Raw genomic sequence first — 18,820 nt, 5'->3', positions numbered from 1 at the left:
GGAACTATGATCCAGACTTTCGCCTTTTACCTATTCGCGCTGCTCGTGATCGCCAGCGGCGTGTTTACGATTACCGCGCGCAACCCGGTACATTCGGTGCTGTGGTTGATTATGGCGTTCTTCAATGCAGCGGGGCTGATGGTGCTGGTTGGCGCCGAATTCATCGCGATGCTGCTGGTTATCGTTTATGTCGGTGCGGTCGCAGTGCTGTTCCTGTTCGTGGTGATGATGCTCGATATCGACTTCGCCGAAATGCGCGCCGGATTTATCAGAAACTTTCCGCTCGGGATTGCAATTGCAATGGTCCTGCTGGCGGAGCTGGTGCTGGGCATCGGTGCGTATCAGGCCGGTGCGCTGGAGCTTGGCGTTCCGGATGGTTCGGCTGCACCGCTGGCGGATGCGAGCAACATCACCTCCATCGGCGCGCTGCTCTACAGCAAATATATCTTCCTGTTCGAAACCGCGGGGATCATCCTGCTGGTGGCGATGATTGGCGCGATTGTCCTGACTCACCGCGAAAGCCCCGAAGGCGCGCGGGGCCATCAGGATATCGGCAAACAGAACCGCCGCCGTCCTGAAGAGGCAACCGAAATGAAGAACCCCGAAATTGGCAAGGGGATCGAACTGTGATTGGAATTGAACATTATCTGGTCGTCAGCGCGATCCTGTTCGTGCTGGGGGTTCTCGGCATCTTCCTCAACCGGAAGAATGTGATCATCATTCTGATGGCGATCGAACTGATTTTGCTCGCGGTGAATATCCAGCTGGTCGCGTTCAGCGCGTTCCTGAACGATTTGGTCGGGCAAATCTTTGCGATGTTCGTGCTGACCGTTGCCGCGGCAGAGGCGGCCATCGGGCTTGCCATCCTTGTCATTTACTATCGTGGTCGCGGCACAATTGCCGTGGACGACGTCAACCAGATGAAGGGATAAAAGGTGCTGAACACCACTATCCTGATTATCGTTTTCTTGCCCTTGCTGGCCGCGATTATTGGCGGGCTGGGCAATCGGGCGCTTGGCAATACGGTTGTCAAATCGCTGACGACCGGAGCGCTGTTCGTTTCCTGTGCGCTGAGCTGGCCGATTTTCCTCGGCTTTATCAGTGGCACTGCCACCGCTGAGGTCGTTCCCGTCCTCCAATGGGTGCAATCGGGTAATCTCAGCTTTGACTGGGCGCTGCGCGTCGATACGCTGACCGCGGTCATGCTGGTGGTGATCACCACCGTGTCCGCGCTCGTCCATCTGTATAGCTGGGGCTATATGGACGAAGACCCGGATCAGCCGCGCTTCTTCGCCTATCTCAGCCTGTTTACCTTCGCCATGCTGATGCTGGTGACGGCGGACAACCTCGTGCAGATGTTCTTCGGTTGGGAAGGGGTGGGCCTCGCCTCCTATCTGCTGATCGGGTTCTGGTTCAAGAAACCGTCTGCCAATGCCGCCGCGATCAAAGCTTTCGTGGTCAACCGCGTGGGCGATCTGGGCTTCATGCTGGGTATCTTCGGCACGTTCCTGGTGTTCGGCACAACCAGCATTCCTGAAATTCTCGAAGCTGCGCCAGCGATGAGCGGCGCAACAATCGGGTTCATGGGATACCGCATGCACACGATGGATATTCTGTGCATCCTGCTGTTCATCGGCGCGATGGGCAAATCCGCGCAGCTCGGCCTGCACACATGGCTTCCTGACGCGATGGAAGGCCCGACTCCGGTCTCTGCGCTGATCCATGCCGCAACGATGGTTACCGCCGGTGTGTTTATGGTTTGCCGCCTGTCGCCGATGTTCGAAACAGCGCCGATTGCATTGGGAATGGTAACCTTTATCGGCGCGGCCACCTGTATCTTTGCCGCAACCATCGGCACGACGCAGTGGGACATCAAACGCGTCATCGCTTATTCGACCTGCTCGCAGCTCGGCTATATGTTCTTCGCCGCGGGTGTTGGTGCTTACGGTGTGGCGATGTTCCACCTGTTTACCCACGCGTTCTTCAAGGCACTGCTGTTCCTGGGCGCCGGCTCGGTCATTCACGCGATGCACCACGAGCAAGACATGCGTTATTACGGCGGCCTTCGTAAGAAGATCCCGCTGACCTTCTGGGCGATGATGTTCGGTACGCTCGCGATTACCGGCGTCGGCATCTATCATTTGGGCGCGGGTTTTGCCGGCTTCTGGTCAAAAGACGCGATCCTGGAAGTTGCCTTCGCGCGCGGAACAGAGCTCGGTACATTCGCCTTCTGGATGGGTGTGTTCGCCGCTTTGCTGACCAGCTTCTACAGCTGGCGCCTGATGTTCCTGACTTTCTGGGGCAAGCCCCGCTGGATCGAGAGCGAGCATATCCAGCATAGCGTTCACAAAACGCCTGAAGAGGCCGGCGAGGACACAACTGGCGGGTATCACCCGCATGAAAGCCCGCTGTCGATGCTGATACCGCTGGGCGTGTTGTCGCTGGGCGCGATCTTTGCCGGACAGGTTTTTGCGCCAAGTTTCCTCGACGGGGCTGCATTCTGGGCAGACTCGGTGTTCTTTAACGAGCCTCTTATCCATGCGATGCACGCGGTTCCCTATCCGGTGAAATATGCGGCGCTGATCGTGATGGTACTCGGCTTTGTCGGCGCATGGCTCGCCTACATCAAAGACACATCCATTCCGGGCAAATTTGTCCAGCAGTTCAAATACATCCACCAATTTGTGTTCAACAAATGGTACTTTGACGAGCTGTACAACTTCCTGTTTGTCCGGCCCGCTTTCTGGCTGGGCCGCAAATTCTGGATCATTGGCGATCAGGGCATCATCGACCGTTTCGGTCCCAATGGTGCGGCCTGGGTTGTCGAGAAAGGCTCGCTCGCAGCCAAGAAGGTCCAATCCGGATATCTCAATAGCTACGCGCTGATCATGCTCCTTGGGCTTGTCGCGGCGATCACCTGGGTGCTGATGTAATGGACGGTTTTCCCATCCTATCTGTAATGCTGGCGGTTCTCGCGATCGCGGCGGCCGCGTGTTTCTTTGTGAAAGCAGAGGCAGCGCGGATGATTGCGCTTGTGGCAACGCTGATTGATCTCGCGCTGGGTATCCTGCTGTGGGTCAATTACGATATCGGCGGCGCGCAGTGGCAGTTCCAGGAAGAGGCGAATTTGTTCGCCGGCTTCAAATATGCGCTGGGCATAGATGGCATTGCCTTGATGCTGATCGTGCTGTCGGTATTCCTGATGCCGATCTGCATTCTTGCCAGCTGGGACTCGATCCAGAAGCGCGTTGGCGAATATATGGCAGCGTTCCTGCTGATGGAATTGCTGATGATCGGCGTGTTCGCCGCGCAGGATTTGTTCCTGTTCTATATCTTCTTCGAAGCGGGTCTGATCCCGATGTATCTGATCATCGGCATCTGGGGCGGCGATAACCGGATCTACGCCAGTTATAAGTTCTTCCTCTATACGCTGCTCGGTTCGGTGTTGATGCTGATCGCGATGCTGTGGATGGTGAACGAAGCGGGCACCACATACATCCCGACGCTGATGAATTACGACTTCGCGCCCGAGGCGCAAACATGGCTGTGGCTGGCATTCTTCGCCAGCTTCGCGGTGAAAATGCCTATGTGGCCGGTGCACACATGGCTACCCGATGCGCACGTGCAGGCGCCAACGGCAGGTTCGGTCATTCTGGCGGGTGTTCTGCTGAAAATGGGCGGTTACGGCTTTATCCGCTTCAGCCTGCCGATGTTCCCCGAAGCGTCTGCGCAATTCGTGTGGCTGATCCTAGGCCTGTCGATGATTGCTGTGGTTGTGACCAGCCTGATCGCGCTGGTCCAGCACGATATGAAGAAGCTGATCGCCTATAGTTCGGTCGCGCATATGGCGATCGTAACTGCGGGCCTGTTTGCCTTCAACGTGCAGGGCCTTGAGGGCGCGATGATCATGATGCTCAGCCACGGCTTGGTTTCGGGCGCGCTGTTCCTGTGTGTTGGCGTGATCTACGACCGCCTGCATACGCGCGAAATTGACCGCTATGGCGGCTTGTCGATCAACATGCCCAAATATGCGCTGTTCTTCTTGCTGTTCACGATGGCGAGCATTGGCTTGCCCGGCACCAGCGGATTTGTGGCAGAGTTTCTGAGCCTTGCAGGCGTTTACAAAATCTCCAGCTTGGCGACCTTTGTCCTGACCACCGGCATAATTCTGGGCGCGGGTTACATGCTCTATCTCTATCGCCGCGTGGCCTTTGGCGAACAGAAGAATGCCGATGCGGCCGCAATGAAAGACCTGTCTGTGCGTGAGTGGATTATGCTGGGCCCGATAGCCGCAGCTGTATTGTGGATGGGGATTTATCCCGAGAGTTTCCTTGCGCCGATGCGCGCCGATATCGCGGCGCTGGATGCGCGGATTGCACGTGCTGCGCCGATTGGCGACGCCAAGCTTGAGGTAGGCGAACCGAAGGCTGGGGCGGCCAATACCATCGATGCCAAAGAGCATGACGGTGAGGGGGCGCACTAATGGGCTATCTTAATTCCTTTTACCTCTCCGGCCCCGAGGTCGAGCTTTCAGTCGCGGGTCTTATCCTGCTGATTGTTGCCGCATTTGCAGGGCAGAAATCGGCGAAGACGGTAACGGCTCTGGCTGTTCTGGCTCTATTGGGTGCAGCGGCGTTTACGGTAAATCTGTTCACCAATTCTGCCTTCGAACTGGGCGGAGATGTGTGGAGCGGGCTTTACCGGATGGATGCCTTTGGCAGCTTCGCCAAAATACTGATCTATATCGCTACTATCGGATGTTTGATTGTCGCACCCAAGTTTTTCGACGCTAAAGGGGCGTATCGGCCCGAATATCCGGTGCTGATGCTGTTCGGAGCCGTCGGGATGGGGCTGATGGTTTCGGCCATTGATCTGATGACGCTCTATATCGGCCTCGAACTGAGCAGCCTCTCTTCCTATGTTCTCGCCAGCTACAGCCGCAATGATGGCCGCTCGGCTGAGGCGGGTCTCAAATATTTCGTTCTGGGCGCGCTAGCCAGCGGGATCCTGCTGTACGGGATGAGCCTGGTTTACGGATTTACCGGATCGACCAGCTATCTGGGCATTCGTGCCGCGCTTGGCGATGGTTTGAGCACTGGCGCGCTGTTCGGCGTTGTTTTTGTACTTGCGGGCCTAGCTTTCAAGATCGCTGCGGTGCCGTTCCATATGTGGACGCCCGATGTTTATGAGGGCGCGCCGACACCGGTCACAGCATTCTTTGCAACCGCGCCAAAAGTCGCTGCGGTCGCAATCACAATGCGAATTGCGCTCGATCCATTCGGGGGCAATGCGGCAGCCTGGCAGCAGATCATTATCTTTGCTGCTCTGGCGTCAATCGTGGTTGGTGCATTGGGCGCTATTGGCCAGCAGAATTTGAAACGCCTGCTCGCCTATTCTTCGATCAACAATATCGGTTTCATTCTGATCGGCCTGGCCGTTGCCACCGCAGCCGGGGCAGGCGCCATGCTGACATATCTTGCGATATATGTGGTGATGTCACTGGGCAGCTTTGTCGCCTTGATGATGCTGAAGGATAGTGGCGGAAACCAGCTCGAGACGTTTGGCGATATTTCGGGCCTGTCCAGCACGCGTCCGGTTCTGGCCTGGTGCCTGTTGGCGATCATGTTCAGCCTTGCCGGTATCCCGCCATTGTTGGGCTTTTACGGCAAATTCGTGATCTTCCAGGCTGCGGTGGAGGCTGACATGGTCATCCTCGCTGCAGTCGGTATCGCGGCAAGTGTGATCGGCGCGTTCTATTATATCAAATTCGTCAAAGTGATGTTCTTTGATGAGCCCGCCGATGTGGTGGTTGCGGACCAAAGCAAAGCACGCTGGATCGTGTTGGCGCTTAGTGCGCTGATAATCTCTCCGCTCGGCTATTTGCTCACGCCTGGCCTTGATTGGGTAACCGAACGCGCCGCATCAGCGCTGTTCTTCGTCGTTTGATCCACTACGTCACAGAAACCGGATCTACCAATTCCGATCTGGCAGCGCGCTTGGCCGGAAAAGAGCGTGTTCCCGAAGGCGAATGGCTTGTCGCTGATCGCCAGAGCGCGGGGCGCGGGCGCCAGGGGCGCGACTGGTTTGACGGTTCGGGCAATTTCATGGGATCAACGGTGGTCCATCTTGCCCAAGGCGACCCGGCAGGCGCGACATTGGCATTGTTGACCGGGCTGGCTGTGTATGAAGCGTGCTTGCCGCTCGTTCCCGATCCGTCCGCAATGTCGCTCAAATGGCCCAACGACGTCCTCATAGGCAGGGCCAAACTTGCGGGAATTCTGCTTGAAGGGCAGGGCAATTCCGTGGTTGTGGGCATCGGGGTCAATTTGGCCGCCGCGCCTGAATTAACTGATCGCCAAACCATTGCATTGTCCAAACTGGGCCCCACTCCTGACCGCGATGATTTCGCTGAGAGATTGGCCAATGTGTTTGCGACCGAATTGGAACGCTGGCGCAGCTTCGGATTGGAACCGCTTATCCGCCGCTGGACCAAAGCCGCGCACCCGGTTGGGACTGCGCTGACATTCCACGATGGTGACGCCACACCGCAGCAAGGCAGCTTTGCCGGGCTCGGCGAAGATGGATCGCTATTACTGCGCTTGGCGGATGGCTCCCAGCGTGCCATTCACGCCGGCGATGTAATGTTGGCTTGAATTTATTGGCCAGAAGGAACGAACTATGCTGCTTGCAGCCGATGTCGGAAATACCAATGTGGTTTTTGCCCTGTTTGACGGGGGCGAGATCAAGACACGCTGGCGTATCGCGACCGACCCGCGCCGGACAGGTGACGAATATGCCGTCTGGCTGATCCAGCTGATGAAAATCGAAGGTTACTCGCGGGAGGATATTACCCAGATCATCTTTGCCTCTGTGGTGCCGCGCGCTGACCACAACCTTACTGTTCTTTCGCAGAAATATTTCGGGATCACTCCGCTGATAGCGGGCAAGGGCGATGCGGCCTGGGGCTTCGAAATTGACGTTGATCGCCCGGAAACCCTGGGTGCGGACCGCGCGCTGAATTGCGTTGCGGCGCACGAGAAGTACGAGGGCGATCTGATTGTGGTCGACTTTGGCACGGCGACGAAGTTTGAAGCGCTCGATTTCAACGGAACCTACAAAGGCGGGATCATCGCACCCGGCATAAATCTGTCGCTCGACGCATTGGTCGGCAAAACCGCCAAACTTCCGCGCATTGCGATCCGGGCCCCCGACACCAAAAGCGTGATCGGGCGCAATACGGAGGATCAGATGCTGATCGGCGTGTTCTGGGGCTATGTCGCGATGATGGAAGGCCTGATCGAGAAAATGCGCGCTGAAATAGGCAGGCCCGCGAAAGTCGTTGCAACCGGCGGGCTTGCGATCCTGTTCGATGACAATACCGAGATTTTCGATGAAGTTGATGCGGATTTGACGATCCAGGGACTTGCGATTCTGGCCAACCGGGCGGCTTCGTGAAGAAAGACTACACACCCGAAAACGAACTGCTCTTCCTCGCGCTCGGCGGCTCGGGCGAAATCGGGATGAACGTCAATCTCTATGGCTGCGATGGCCAATGGTTGATGGTCGATCTGGGCATGACATTCTCCGGCAACGAGTATCCAGGGGTCGATTTGGTGTTCGCCGATCTGGAATTCATCGAGGAACGGCTCGATGATCTGGCGGGCATTGTTCTGACGCATGCGCATGAGGACCATATCGGCGCGATCCCCTATTTCGCCGCTGATCTGGGCGTGCCGCTTTATGCGACGCCGTTCACTGCCGAGCTGATCCGTCGCAAGCTCGAAGAAGCGGGGATTACCAACGAGGTCGAACTGCACGTGATTGAGGGTACGGACAGCTTTTCCGTTGGTCCGTTCGATGTCAATTATGTCCCATTAGCGCACTCAATCGCAGAAGGTAATGCGCTGGTCATCGATACGCCATATGGGCGGATATTCCACACGGGCGATTGGAAGTTAGATGAGGACCCAATCGTCGGTGAACCCACGACCGAGGAAGAACTCACCGTGATCGGCGATGAAGGCGTCCTCGCGATGGTGTGCGATTCCACCAACGTGTTCAATCCCGAACCCAGCGGGTCAGAGGGGGCCGTCTATAAAGGCCTGATGGACGAAGTGGCACGCCATAAAGGCAAGCGCGTGCTGGTTACCACCTTTGCATCCAATGTGGCGCGGCTGCACACGCTTGGCGAGGTAGCGAAAGCCAATGGCCGTCAGATTTGCGTTGCCGGACGTTCGCTCGACCGGATTCTCGAGGTTTCGCAAGCCAATGGATACTTGCTCGACTTCCCCGATCCGGTTGATTTTGACACCGCGATGGGCCTGCCGCGCGGCGAAATCATGATTGTTGCAACCGGCGGTCAGGGCGAACCACGCGCGGCTTTGTCCAGAATAGCTGAATCCAACCATCCGCTCGAACTGATTGCTGGCGATGTCGTGCTGTTTTCGAGCAAGCAGATCCCCGGCAACGAAATCTCCATCGGGAAGATACAAAACAAGCTGGCTGATAGCGGCATCGTGATGGTGACCGAGCGGCAGAGCGCAATCCATGTTTCGGGGCATCCGGGGCGTCCAGAGCTTGAGGCGATGTATGGCTGGCTCAGGCCGGAAGTGCTCGTTCCCGTTCATGGCGAAATACGCCATATGCAGGAGCAGGCTCGCGTTGGCCGTGCCGCGGGGATTCCGCATAACCTCTTTCAGAAAAACGGCGACATTGTGCGCCTGGCGCCGGGCAAACCTTCCCGGTTGGCACAAACTCGTACAGGGCGCCTGGTTCTGGATGGCGATCTAATTGTTCCGGCCGATGGCGAATCGATCGCGATGAGGCGGCGGATGGCCTATAATGGCGTTGTCGTCGTTGCGCTCGATCCCAAGGGCAGGGCAAGTATCGAGGCGCTGGGACTGCCGCTTGATGAGGACCATGAGGACTTCATCGCCGAAGCAAAATCGGATATCGCGGATGCCTTGAAAAAGCTCAAAGGCAGCGCGCGAAGCGATGCAGGCGCGATTGCAGAAGCCGCCCGACTTGCCACGCGCAGAGCGGCGCAACGTTGGAGCGGGAAACGGCCGCAAGTCAAAGTGATGCTAACCGGCGGATGAAGCCATGAAAATTACCTCTATCGTCGCGATCTATGCGCTTATCTGGGTGATGAGCGCGTTCATCATGCTCCCTTTCGGAGTGAAAACGCATGACGAGGCCGGCATTGCCAAGGTGCCCGGTCAGGCCGATAGCGCGCCTGCAAATTTCCAGCCCGGGCGGCATGCTTTCCGCGCGTCAATCGTTGCTGCCATTTTGACAGCATTGTTCGTGCTCAATTACATCTATGGCTGGGTCGGCGCAGACGCGCTTAATCTGTTCGAGGAACTGCTCAGTACGCCGACTTAACGCTTACTCGCGGAGGCGCTCGATCGATTGCGCCAGTGCGACATAGAGCTTGCCCATATCGGAACTGAGAATCGTTACGCCCAGCGCGTTGCCGTCACGCGTGGAAAGCATGCTGCGCAGCATTGCTTCGAAGTCATGGATGTACCGGCTGACATTCTCGCGGAATTCCGGATCATCATCATAAATCTCGGCGATATCGCGCGCTTCTGTGCTGCCAAGCAGTTGCACCGCGCGGCGTGTAAAGATGCCGCGATCGCCGCGCAGATAGGAAGCCCAAGCCGTATCGGTGACATCGTTCGACATGGCTTTGGCAATGTCGATCGAATTTGAATTGAGGCTTTCGGTAATCATCGCCATTCGCCGGGCGAAATCATTGCCAACCTGCTCCTCAGCCTGTTCCCGGGCACGGGCGACGCGATTTTCCAGATTGCCAGCCAACTCGTCTACTTTGGTGAGTTGATCGCGCAGGTGGATTGCAGCGTCGCGGCTTGCCGCACTTGCTTGCGATGCCGCATCTTCGAGCTTCGCAATCGAGTCGCGCGATGCGTCTTGCAGCGCTTTGTCGAGCGATTCTCGCGCGCGTGCACTCAAATTGGCAGCAACCGTATGAATGCTACCCGAGAGACGCGTCTCAACTGTAGCCGGAGCATTGCGAGCCGCTTCCTCCAGCGCGGTAATCGCTTGCCGGAGTTGATCCTGAGCCTTTGCTGACAGCAGGTCGCTTTCTTCGCTCAATTTGCCCAAGCCGGTTGTTAGATTGGTGAGCGTTTCTTGCGTTTCGGCATTGGAATCCGCCACGCGTTCACGCAGCGCGTCGAGCTGTTCTGCAGATGCTTCGCTGGTTTCCTTCGCGGCCAGGACGTAGTTCGAGAGCTCCTCGCCCTTGTCGCTGGCTTCGCCGACCACGCTTTTCAGGCTTTCGGCACTTTCGCGCACCTCTATCAGACGTTCCTCGGCAGTTGTCAGAGCCTCTGGCAGATCGACCGCGCTGTGCTGAGCGCTTGCCTGTATAAGTTCCAGCAGACGAACGCTGGCATCGGTCAGCTGGCTGACGGCTTGATCGGTTCCATCGATCTGTTCCCGGCTTTGGGAAAGTGCCGCAGCGATACCTTGCACGCTTTGGGTGAGGCTTGCTTCTGTTTGCGAGCCGAGCTCAGCCATCTCGGTCAGTGTCGTTCGCAGGCTATCGATGCGTTCGGCAATCGCCTCGCTGCGCTGGGCGAACTGTTCGGATTCGCTCCTCTGCGCTTCCTGGCGCTCGGCAATGGCTTCATCGAAGCTTTCGAGGCGGGCGGAGAGCGATTCAATCGCCTGTTCTTCATTTTCCGACAGAATGCGCCGGCGGGTGTTGAGCTGTTCGAGCAGCTTCTCATCGCGCTGCTTGAACCCGGCATCAATCGCTTCGGATTCCTCGCGCAAGGCATTGAGCTTGGCATTGGCGGATCCGATAGCGGTTTGGTCAATGCGCGTGACCTCGTCAATCGCGTCCAGAAGTTGCTGCTTCAAAGTGGCAGTGCGCGATTCCCAGCTTGCAAGCGCGTTGGCTTCGCTTTCCTGCAATGAATTGCTGACTGTTCCGGCTTCCTCGCGCAGCGAGTTGAGGCGCGCTCGCAAAGATCGCAGCGCTTCCTCTTCCTCGGTGTCGAGACCTTCCTTCGTTTTGGCGAATTCTTCGGCCAGGGAATCGGCGCGGCGACGCATTGCCGCCAGGGCTTCAACTTCGCGGCTGTCGAGCTCTGTTCGGAAGTCGTCGCTCTTTTGGCGTAGTGCGCTGAAACGGGTTTCGGCGAGATCCTCCATCTCGGCTGTCTGCGCCTCGAATGTAGCGAGCGCAGCTTCGATTTTCGATTGGATTGAGTCGACCTGATCCTCGCTTGCCTTCCCAAACGCGTTGAGCCGTTCAAATCCGGACACGAGGCCGGCAATCTGGTTCTCAGCGGTTTGTCCGGCAGTGCCGATCTGGTTCGAAACATCCTTGGCAGAATTGGCGATGACCGGCAGATCGTCGCGCAATTTGCCCATATTTTCCAGCGCAGTGGTGCTGACACTGGCGATTGCATCGACCTGCTGGCCATTGTCGCGGACCAGCGATTGCAACCGGTCCGCATGTTCGGACAGACGCTCGCTGGCGATGCGGCCAAGCGATTCCAGTTCCAGCGATTGAGATCCAAGAAACTCGCGCGCAAGGCTGAGCTCTCGGTTGACGGTCAGCAAACGCTGCTCGAGCAAGGCGGATTCTTCCGACAGCATATGCGCCATCGCGCCGAATTTCTCGGCCTCACGCTTGCTGTTGCGCATTGCCAGCAGCCAAAAGGATACGATCAGCAAAACCGGAATCGACCACGCTGTGATCCAGCCTGTCCATTGCTGCGGTGTACCACCGGAAAGCAGTTCAGACTGATGGGCCCACCCATAAAATGCGGTCCAGCCGATTGCCGTCAATATTGCCGCTGCGGGAACGATCCAACCAAGGCGCGAACGGGCCGGTTGTTCATAATCCCATTCGTCATCAACCTCCTCGGTCAACGACAAAACTTCGTCATGCGCTTCGGAATTGGCATCAATATCCGCATCTTGCGGTTCATTACTGCCAACAGCTCGTAAGTTGGTTTCCCCGGTCATGTGGAGAATCTAGCACTTTTTCCACAGGGTGAAACCCCATCTTAACATCGTGGAGCGTATTTCGGATCGTCATGTTGTATGAAAACGGCACTCTTGATGCGACTTTGGCTGCGGCAGCGGGGGAAGACCCTGCGCTGATGGCCGAATTGCGCAATGCATTCGCGGAAAGCGTCGAACGCCAGATCGACTTTCTGAAACGATCACGCTGCGACGGAAACTGGAACATGGCCGCGCTTCGCCTGAAAGGGGTGGCTGCCAGTTTCCATGCAGAAGAATTGCTGAAATTGTCGGCGGAAGCGCTCGAATCTGCGCCCGGCGAGCCGGTTATCATCCGGAAAATCGAAGCCTTCTATCAGGACTTTGTAAGCGACCACAGTTAAGGGCGCTTGGCACGACGCGAGTGCCCGCCTAAGCACGTGCTCCTGAAAAGGGAGCGTATGGGTGCGGGTCGCGCTGTTATCTTCAATTGAAACGCTATCAGGTGATGGCCACAAGCTGCGTGCATTCGCGCGGATAGGCGGGCGCACTGTGCTTGAGCGGCAGCTTGATTTCGCGTTGGCGAACCAATGCGAAACTGTCGTGTGCCTGTCTGAAACGCTGCATCCGGAACTGATTTCGTTGCAGCAAAAGGCCGAAAGGGCTGGCGTTCGCTTCCAAACGATCCGTGACTTCAGGCCGCTTTCAGGCCTGGTTAGTTCCGCCGATGAACTGCTGGTCATTGCGGACGGATTGGCGTTTGACAGTCAATTGGCGCAAGAAATTCTGGTTGGACGCCGAAAAGTTGTCATTCTGCCCGCGGAAACCGCTGTTCCTGAAGGCTTTGAGCGGCTTGATCGCGATGTTGCATGGGGCGGGTTGATGCTGGCGAGCGGAGCATTGGTTGAGCAATTGGCTCAGATGCCGACCGATATTGATCCGCAGTCCAGCTTGCTGAGACTGGCTTTGCAATCCGGAACAAAGACCGCTCCGCTTCCCGATCATGCAATTGCCGATCACCAATGGATTTTGGTTCAGGAGCAGGGGAAGCTGCAGGAGTTTGAAAAACGCTGGCTCGGCAATGCGGCTCAGCCTGCGAGTTTTGTCGCCCCTGTCACCGCGGCGGCGGATCGAGCGGCGCTGACCGTGCTGAAGCGCCATGACCGGCCCATCAGCGCCGCGCGCGCCGTTGGCGGGCTTGGATATGCATTATTGGCGCTCGCGCTTGTGAGTGGATATTTCGGTTTTCCGATCGCAGGCTTTGTGGCCGCCGCATTGGCTGCCTTTGCGGCGCGCTTCAGCCTGACGATATCGGCGATATTGCGCGGCAGCGGGGATCAAACCAAAGGCGGCAAGATACTGGCCAAATTGCCACCGGCGGTGTTGGACCTCGTGCTGATGGTGTTGGTGATTCAGACTGTCGAACCGGCCGCGCAAACGGCTGCATTGTTTGCCGTGCTGATGCTCTTCGGGTTGCTGCGCCTTGGTGTGGTTTCTACCGCACCTTCAAGGCCCGGAAAATGGCGAGAATTGCTCGAAGATCGGGGCGTGTTGTCGGGAATTCTCGGGGTTGGTCTGGCTTTTGGGCAATTAACTGTTGTAATTCAATTGCTTGCCGCATTTTTGTTGATCGCCCTGTTGGTTCAATCTTACTCGGTCAAGCTAACGGGCGATTAACCATGTCGCGCTAAAGCGGTGCGATGGACGGAACGGCTATGAACCAGTCAGCTGACATTCCAGTGGAGGGGATCCTGCGCGACGAGCTTGCGCATGGTGATGCTGTGCTCGGAACAGTTGCGCCAATCATCGGCCATCTGGTTGCCAGCCCGGACAATTCGCTATTCAGCGACGAGATCGTCGCGCAGGTTCGCGGAATGGCCTCTCACGTTGCCGCGCAAATGCTCTTCGCGCAGGCAAAAGAGGCCGGCGAAGACGACATTTTGGGGTTCATCCGGTCGCAGGCCGAGGATTTGATCGCGCATTTGCTCGGCAACACGCAATTCCTCGCGCATTGCCACTCGCTCGCGGTGGAGCGGAATTTGGCGCTTTCCCTCCAACAACGCAGCACTATCGATCCGGTCCTGTCGCCCCTGACCCAGGCCATGATCGCTTCGGATGACGGCGCTGTTTCGAGCACTGCCATGGCGGTTCTGGCGGCGCAGGCGCGCTTTATCCAGCAGCAAGGGCGCATGGAGCTTCCACTGAAAGAGCTGCCCGGCGATCTGTTCCACGCAGCTGTTTTGACATGGCGTACCCATGCCGGCGAAGGCCTCGACGAGATTACCGCGCTGGCGGAAATGAAATTGCGCGCGGATTATGACGAAGGAGCCAGCCGATTGGGGCTCCTGTCGCGGTTGGTTTCAGGAATGAGCAGCGGTGCAATGGCCGCACTTTCGGTTTCGCACGCTGGCGTTGCCATCTTCCTGACGGCATTGGCGCTGGGATCGAACCAGGATCGCGAAATCGCCGTGCTTTCCACCAATGACCGGCAAGTCGGCCGGCTCGCGCTGTCGCTGCGTGCCGCTGGTCTCAAGCCTAAAGAAGTGGAAGAGCAATTCCTCTATATCCATCCGGAAATAGCTTTGCCCGAAGGCTTCGACATGCTGCGCCGCGATCGCGCGGCGGAAATACTTGCCGCGTCTGGCGGAATGGCGGCGGGTTGACCTGATGAGCTCGCTATCCGGATCATTTATCGCTCGTGCGCGGACTGACAGCGCCAACCGGTTGATTGAAGCGCAGGAACCGCTCGCTTCGCTCCAGCAGCATTGCGGCGGCGAAATTCCCGGCGTGATAGCGATTCCCGAACTGCGCGAACTGGTTCAAAAAGTTGCCGATTCCGGCCTGCGCCTCGCGCGCACCGTCCACGCCCATACGGGTGATGAAATCGTGAGCGCCTGGGTCGAGGCGACACCAACCGGACGCGAGGAAGGCGGATGCTTTATCGGCGTTGCCAGTTGGCAAACCTCTCCGCTGCCCGACGAGTCAGAGGCGGCAGAGGTGGCGCGCAAGCGGGATATTGACCAATCCATCTCTGAATTGACGGCGCGGCTCGATGCCAAACAAGGCGTTTTGACGGTAGAGAGCGAAGCGCGCGATTTGGCTGATCTGACCGCGCGGATGCGCCAGTCGCGCGGCCATCCCTGGACAGAATTTGTCACCTTTCCGGGCAACTCGCACCAGCAGCCTCTCCATTGGCGCCTGCTCGATGGCGCGGAATGCCGGATCGAAGGGTCTGACCGGGTTTGGACCGCCAGCCTGATCCCTCTGGGCCAGCCAGAGCCGGGAAGCAGCGGATTTGATCTCTATCTGGTGCCCAATCGCCCGCTGATCGACCGGCGCAAACCGCAGCCGGCAACCAAGCCGGAAACGATGCACTCTATAGGCAGGGATCTGTCGCCGGTGCTGCGGCAACCGATCGCCCGCATTATCGCCAATGCCGAGACGATCCGGTCGAAAATGGCAGGCCCTCTGGCAGAGGAATATAGCAATTACGCGTCCGATATTGCGTCGGCAGGCCAGCACTTGATGGCTTTGATCGAGGATCTGTCCGATCTTGAAGTGGTTGAATCTGAAAGCTTCACAACCGCTCCGGATCAGATTGATGCAGCCGATGTGGCGCGCCGCGCGGTCGGCATCCTCAATGTCCGGGCGATGGAGAACAAGATCAAGCTTGTTGCCCCAGCGAGTGATGTCACTTGCCCGGCGACCGCGGAATTCAGGCGCGTGCTGCAGATACTGCTCAATCTCGTGACCAATGCGATCCGCTATTCACCCGAGGGATCCACCGTGGAAATCGGCGTAGCGCAAACCGGATCGGGTGCGCGCGTGACGGTCAGCGATCAAGGTTCGGGGCTTACCGATGACCAGCAAGCGGTCGTCTTCGAGAAATTCGAACGGCTTGGCCGGACCGGCGATGGCGGCTCGGGGCTCGGCCTCTATATTTCCCGCCGCATTGCGCGCGCGATGGGCGGTGACCTGAAAGTAAAAAGCGCGCCCGGTGAAGGAGCGCGCTTTATACTTGATCTGCCCGCTGCCGAAGCAGGGAAATAGGATTACCGTTTGTCTACCGGAACATAATCGCGTTGCGTTGGCCCGGTGTAGAGCTGACGCGGGCGACCGATAACCTGAGCCGGATCGGAAATCATTTCGTTCCACTGCGCGACCCAACCGACCGTACGGGCGAGAGCGAATAGAGCGGTGAACATCGTTGTCGGGAAGCCAATCGCAGACAAGATCACGCCAGAGTAGAAGTCCACATTGGGGAACAGCTTCTTCTCTTTGAAATAATCGTCATTCAGCGCCATTTCTTCGAGCTGCAGGGCTGTTTCGAAGACCGGATCACTGACTTTCAACGCATCAAACACTTCGCGAACGGTTTTCTGCATCACCGTCGCACGGGGATCGTAGTTTTTGTAAACGCGGTGGCCAAAGCCCATCAGGCGGAACGGATCGTTCTTGTCTTTCGCGCGCTCGATATAATGTGCGATTTTATCGGGCGTACCGATTTCACGCAGCATGTTGAGCGCCGCCTCGTTTGCGCCGCCATGTGCCGGGCCCCACAGGCAGGCTATGCCCGCTGCGGTACAGGCGAACGGGTTCGCGCCCGACGAACCGGCCAAACGGACGGTCGAAGTTGACGCATTCTGTTCGTGATCGGCATGGAGGATGAAAATCCGGTCCATTGCTTTCTCAACGGCGGGTACAACTTCGTACTCTTCTGCTGGAACACCGAAGGTCATTCGCAGAAAGTTGCCGGTGTAACTCAGCGAGTTATCAGGCTGAAGGAATGGCTGCCCGATCGCATATTTGTACGCCCACGCAGCGATGGTTGGCATTTTTGCGATTAATCGGTGGCTGCTGATCTTGCGGTGTTCTGGATCGGATATATCGGTGCTATCGTGGTAGAATGCAGAGAGCGCACCAACAACGCCGCACATGATCGCCATCGGGTGCGCGTCACGCCTGAAACCTTGGTAGAACTGACGTAGCTGATCGTGCAGCATTGTGTGCCGCGTGATGGTGTTGTCGAAGTCCGCAAGCTCATCGCCAGAAGGCAGCTCGCCATTGAGCAGCAGGTAGGCGACTTCCATAAAGCTGGAATGTTCAGCCAGTTGTCCGATAGGATAACCACGATGGAGCAAGATTCCTTCCTGGCCATCGATATAGGTCAGCGCGCTTTCGCAACTGGCGGTTGATTTATACCCCGGATCGAAAGTGAAGGCGCCCGTCTGGCCGTACAATTTGCGGATATCCACCACGTCTGGCCCGACGCTGCCTTTCAGCACGGGATATTCGTGGTCTTGTCCGTTTAGCGCCAGTTTTGCCTGTTCATCCGCCAAGTTCATTCTCCTTTGCCCGTTCAATCATGTCTGGTTCAATCGCGACTTGGCGCAACTGCCTGCGCGTCAATCCGCGCGAGCGCCTCGTCTCGTCCCAACAGGACCAGCACATCGAAAATTCCGGGTGACGTTGTCGTTCCGGTCAGCGCAGCGCGCATTGGCTGCGCCAGTTTGCCGAAGCCCAGTTCAAGGTCCTCGGCGAGTGCCTTTGTACTGGCTTCGAGAGCCTCAATTGTCCAGTTATTTTCAGATTTCAATCGTTGGGATACCGCAAACAAATATTGTCTACCTTCATCGGTAAGCAATTTTGCTGCTTTCTCCGTCATTTGCAGCGGCCGCGTCGCAAACAGAAAGCGCGAACCATCGACCAGTTCGTCAATGGTTTTCGCGCGAGTCTTCATCACCGGCATGGCTTTGGCCAGCAAATCGACATTCGCTTCTGCGCCAAGGCGCGAGGCAACTATTTCAGCGAGCCGCGTATCGTCGGCTTCGCGCATGTAATGGCCATTGAAGTTTTCCAGCTTCTTGATGTCAAAGCGGGATGGGCTCTTGCCGACCCCGTCGAGGCTGAACAGCTCGATCGCTTCCTCGCGCGTGAATTCTTCCTTGTCGCCATGCCCCCAACCAAGGCGCAGCAGATAATTGAACAGCGCCTCTGGCAGAATGCCCATTTCATCGCGATAGGCATCGACCCCCAATGCACCGTGCCGTTTGGATAGTTTTGCACCGTCATTGCCGTGAATCAGCGGAATGTGGGCGTAGGTTGGATCGTCCCATCCGCCTTCGATCGCATTCATTGCGTGGTAAATCGGCAACTGCCGGAACGCGTTGTTCAGATGGTCGTCACCACGAATGATATGCGTGCAGCCCATATCATGATCATCGACAACGGCGGCGAGCATATAGGTTGGCGTGCCGTCAGCGCGAAGGATGATGTAATCGTCAATCTCTTCGTTGCGAACTGTCACCCGGCCTTGAACGAGATCGTCGATAGATGTCTCGCCTTCGGTCGGTGTCTTCAGTCGTACAGCAAAGCTAGCGCCTTCGGGTGCTTCCGACGGGTCGCGGTCACGCCACCTGCCATCATAGCGCATGGGTTGCTTTGCGGCGCGCTGCTGCGCACGCATTTCCTCCAGCTCTTCGGGCGTTGCATAGCAGCGATAGGCATGGCCACTGGCCAACAATTGCTGCGCCACTTCCGCATGGCGATCGGCACGCTGGGATTGGAAGAAGGGTTCTTCGTCATACTCCAGGCCAAGCCAGGAAAGTCCATCCAGAATGGCGTCAATTGCCTCCTGAGTTGACCGCTTCCTGTCCGTATCTTCGATCCTCAGCAGCGATTTTCCGCCGTAATGGCGCGAAAACAGCCAATTAAACAGGGCAGTTCGCGCTCCGCCAATATGAAGAAAGCCGGTTGGCGAGGGCGCGAAGCGAGTAACAACTTCGCCTTTTATTGGCCCTCTATTGCTTGCCATAGTCAGTGATTTCCTATCCAATAG

The 18,820-nt window shown here is 57.3% G+C and carries 16 protein-coding genes; 13 read left to right on the top strand and 3 right to left on the bottom strand.

The genetic code is table 11. The annotated features are described in order from the left end of the window. The first annotated feature begins 6 nt into the window (after window positions 1-6). From GRI41_RS05880 to GRI41_RS05840, 9 genes are read left to right on the top strand one after another with little or no spacing between them, the layout of a single operon-like run. Entirely contained in the window at window positions 7-630 is a 624-nt protein-coding gene (locus GRI41_RS05880) for an NADH-quinone oxidoreductase subunit J (protein ID WP_160603813.1), read from the top strand. After that, a complete protein-coding gene (gene nuoK, locus GRI41_RS05875; RefSeq protein ID WP_160603812.1) occupies window positions 627-932 on the top strand; it encodes an NADH-quinone oxidoreductase subunit NuoK in 306 nt (101 codons plus the stop codon). Before GRI41_RS05880 ends, nuoK begins: the two co-directional genes overlap by 4 nt. A gap of 6 nt (window positions 933-938) precedes the next feature. Continuing rightward, window positions 939-2,933 (top strand): NADH-quinone oxidoreductase subunit L, encoded by a 1,995-nt coding sequence (gene nuoL, locus GRI41_RS05870; RefSeq protein WP_160604645.1) that lies wholly within the window; start codon window positions 939-941, stop codon window positions 2,931-2,933. Further along, the gene (locus GRI41_RS05865) at window positions 2,933-4,483 is read left to right on the top strand and encodes an NADH-quinone oxidoreductase subunit M (protein ID WP_160603811.1); all 1,551 of its coding nucleotides are present in this window, start codon (window positions 2,933-2,935) and stop codon (window positions 4,481-4,483) included. The genes nuoL and GRI41_RS05865 overlap by 1 nt, the downstream gene beginning before the upstream one ends. Then, entirely contained in the window at window positions 4,483-5,946 is a 1,464-nt protein-coding gene (gene nuoN / locus GRI41_RS05860) for an NADH-quinone oxidoreductase subunit NuoN (protein ID WP_160603810.1), read from the top strand. Before GRI41_RS05865 ends, nuoN begins: the two co-directional genes overlap by 1 nt. Continuing rightward, complete coding sequence (locus GRI41_RS05855) at window positions 5,943-6,653, top strand: biotin--[acetyl-CoA-carboxylase] ligase (RefSeq protein WP_160603809.1); 711 nt, start codon at window positions 5,943-5,945, stop codon at window positions 6,651-6,653. Before nuoN ends, GRI41_RS05855 begins: the two co-directional genes overlap by 4 nt. 25 nt (window positions 6,654-6,678) lie before the next feature. Beyond that, a complete protein-coding gene (locus GRI41_RS05850; protein WP_160603808.1) occupies window positions 6,679-7,455 on the top strand; it encodes a type III pantothenate kinase in 777 nt (258 codons plus the stop codon). Further along, window positions 7,452-9,098 carry a ribonuclease J gene (locus GRI41_RS05845; protein ID WP_328600518.1) on the top strand — a complete coding sequence of 549 codons (1,647 nt, stop codon included), beginning with the start codon at window positions 7,452-7,454 and terminating at the stop codon, window positions 9,096-9,098. The genes GRI41_RS05850 and GRI41_RS05845 overlap by 4 nt, the downstream gene beginning before the upstream one ends. 4 nt (window positions 9,099-9,102) lie before the next feature. Continuing rightward, the gene (locus GRI41_RS05840) at window positions 9,103-9,384 is read left to right on the top strand and encodes a DUF1467 family protein (protein WP_160603807.1); all 282 of its coding nucleotides are present in this window, start codon (window positions 9,103-9,105) and stop codon (window positions 9,382-9,384) included. A gap of 3 nt (window positions 9,385-9,387) precedes the next feature. Here the strand turns inward: GRI41_RS05840 and GRI41_RS05835 are convergent, their stop codons facing one another. Next, window positions 9,388-12,006: a coiled-coil domain-containing protein gene (locus GRI41_RS05835; RefSeq protein WP_160603806.1), complete on the bottom strand. Its 2,619-nt coding sequence runs from the start codon at window positions 12,004-12,006 to the stop codon at window positions 9,388-9,390. A gap of 71 nt (window positions 12,007-12,077) precedes the next feature. On the opposite strand from GRI41_RS05835, the gene GRI41_RS05830 reads away from it, so the two are divergent. From GRI41_RS05830 to GRI41_RS05815, 4 genes are all read left to right on the top strand, one after another. Continuing rightward, window positions 12,078-12,386 (top strand): Hpt domain-containing protein, encoded by a 309-nt coding sequence (locus GRI41_RS05830; protein WP_160603805.1) that lies wholly within the window; start codon window positions 12,078-12,080, stop codon window positions 12,384-12,386. A gap of 148 nt (window positions 12,387-12,534) precedes the next feature. Beyond that, a complete protein-coding gene (locus GRI41_RS05825; protein ID WP_160603804.1) occupies window positions 12,535-13,659 on the top strand; it encodes a hypothetical protein in 1,125 nt (374 codons plus the stop codon). A 38-nt stretch (window positions 13,660-13,697) separates the two neighbouring features. Beyond that, window positions 13,698-14,645, top strand: a complete 948-nt coding sequence (locus GRI41_RS05820; protein ID WP_160603803.1) for a hypothetical protein — start codon at window positions 13,698-13,700, stop codon at window positions 14,643-14,645. 4 nt (window positions 14,646-14,649) lie between these two features. Further along, window positions 14,650-16,032: a sensor histidine kinase gene (locus GRI41_RS05815; protein WP_160603802.1), complete on the top strand. Its 1,383-nt coding sequence runs from the start codon at window positions 14,650-14,652 to the stop codon at window positions 16,030-16,032. 2 nt (window positions 16,033-16,034) lie between these two features. Here GRI41_RS05815 and GRI41_RS05810 read toward each other — a convergent pair whose 3' ends face one another. Together GRI41_RS05810 and gltX are read right to left on the bottom strand one after the other, a co-directional pair. Then, window positions 16,035-17,327, bottom strand: coding sequence for a citrate synthase (locus GRI41_RS05810; RefSeq protein ID WP_160603801.1), 1,293 nt, complete (start codon window positions 17,325-17,327; stop codon window positions 16,035-16,037). 29 nt (window positions 17,328-17,356) lie between these two features. Beyond that, window positions 17,357-18,796: a glutamate--tRNA ligase gene (gene gltX, locus GRI41_RS05805; RefSeq protein WP_160603800.1), complete on the bottom strand. Its 1,440-nt coding sequence runs from the start codon at window positions 18,794-18,796 to the stop codon at window positions 17,357-17,359. Window positions 18,797-18,820 lie beyond the last annotated feature (24 nt).

The sequence above is a fragment of the Pontixanthobacter aquaemixtae genome (assembly GCF_009827395.1).
In the GTDB taxonomy this organism is placed as follows: domain Bacteria; phylum Pseudomonadota; class Alphaproteobacteria; order Sphingomonadales; family Sphingomonadaceae; genus Pontixanthobacter; species Pontixanthobacter aquaemixtae.
Note: the sequence above shows the minus strand (reverse complement) of the source record. Positions and strands in the feature narration are given on the sequence as shown.

What these genes read in the sequence shown, in the direction of transcription:
- GRI41_RS05880 (WP_160603813.1), top strand. Translation starts at nt 7, where the DNA reads ATGATCCAGACTTTCGCCTTTTACCTATTCGCGCTGCTCGTGATCGCC.
- GRI41_RS05865 (WP_160603811.1), top strand. Translation starts at nt 2,933, where the DNA reads ATGGACGGTTTTCCCATCCTATCTGTAATGCTGGCGGTTCTCGCGATC.
- nuoN (WP_160603810.1), top strand. Translation starts at nt 4,483, where the DNA reads ATGGGCTATCTTAATTCCTTTTACCTCTCCGGCCCCGAGGTCGAGCTT.
- GRI41_RS05850 (WP_160603808.1), top strand. Translation starts at nt 6,679, where the DNA reads ATGCTGCTTGCAGCCGATGTCGGAAATACCAATGTGGTTTTTGCCCTG.
- GRI41_RS05840 (WP_160603807.1), top strand. Translation starts at nt 9,103, where the DNA reads ATGAAAATTACCTCTATCGTCGCGATCTATGCGCTTATCTGGGTGATG.
- GRI41_RS05835 (WP_160603806.1), bottom strand. Translation starts at nt 12,006, where the DNA reads ATGACCGGGGAAACCAACTTACGAGCTGTTGGCAGTAATGAACCGCAA.
- GRI41_RS05830 (WP_160603805.1), top strand. Translation starts at nt 12,078, where the DNA reads ATGTTGTATGAAAACGGCACTCTTGATGCGACTTTGGCTGCGGCAGCG.
- GRI41_RS05820 (WP_160603803.1), top strand. Translation starts at nt 13,698, where the DNA reads ATGAACCAGTCAGCTGACATTCCAGTGGAGGGGATCCTGCGCGACGAG.
- GRI41_RS05815 (WP_160603802.1), top strand. Translation starts at nt 14,650, where the DNA reads ATGAGCTCGCTATCCGGATCATTTATCGCTCGTGCGCGGACTGACAGC.
- GRI41_RS05810 (WP_160603801.1), bottom strand. Translation starts at nt 17,327, where the DNA reads ATGAACTTGGCGGATGAACAGGCAAAACTGGCGCTAAACGGACAAGAC.
- gltX (WP_160603800.1), bottom strand. Translation starts at nt 18,796, where the DNA reads ATGGCAAGCAATAGAGGGCCAATAAAAGGCGAAGTTGTTACTCGCTTC.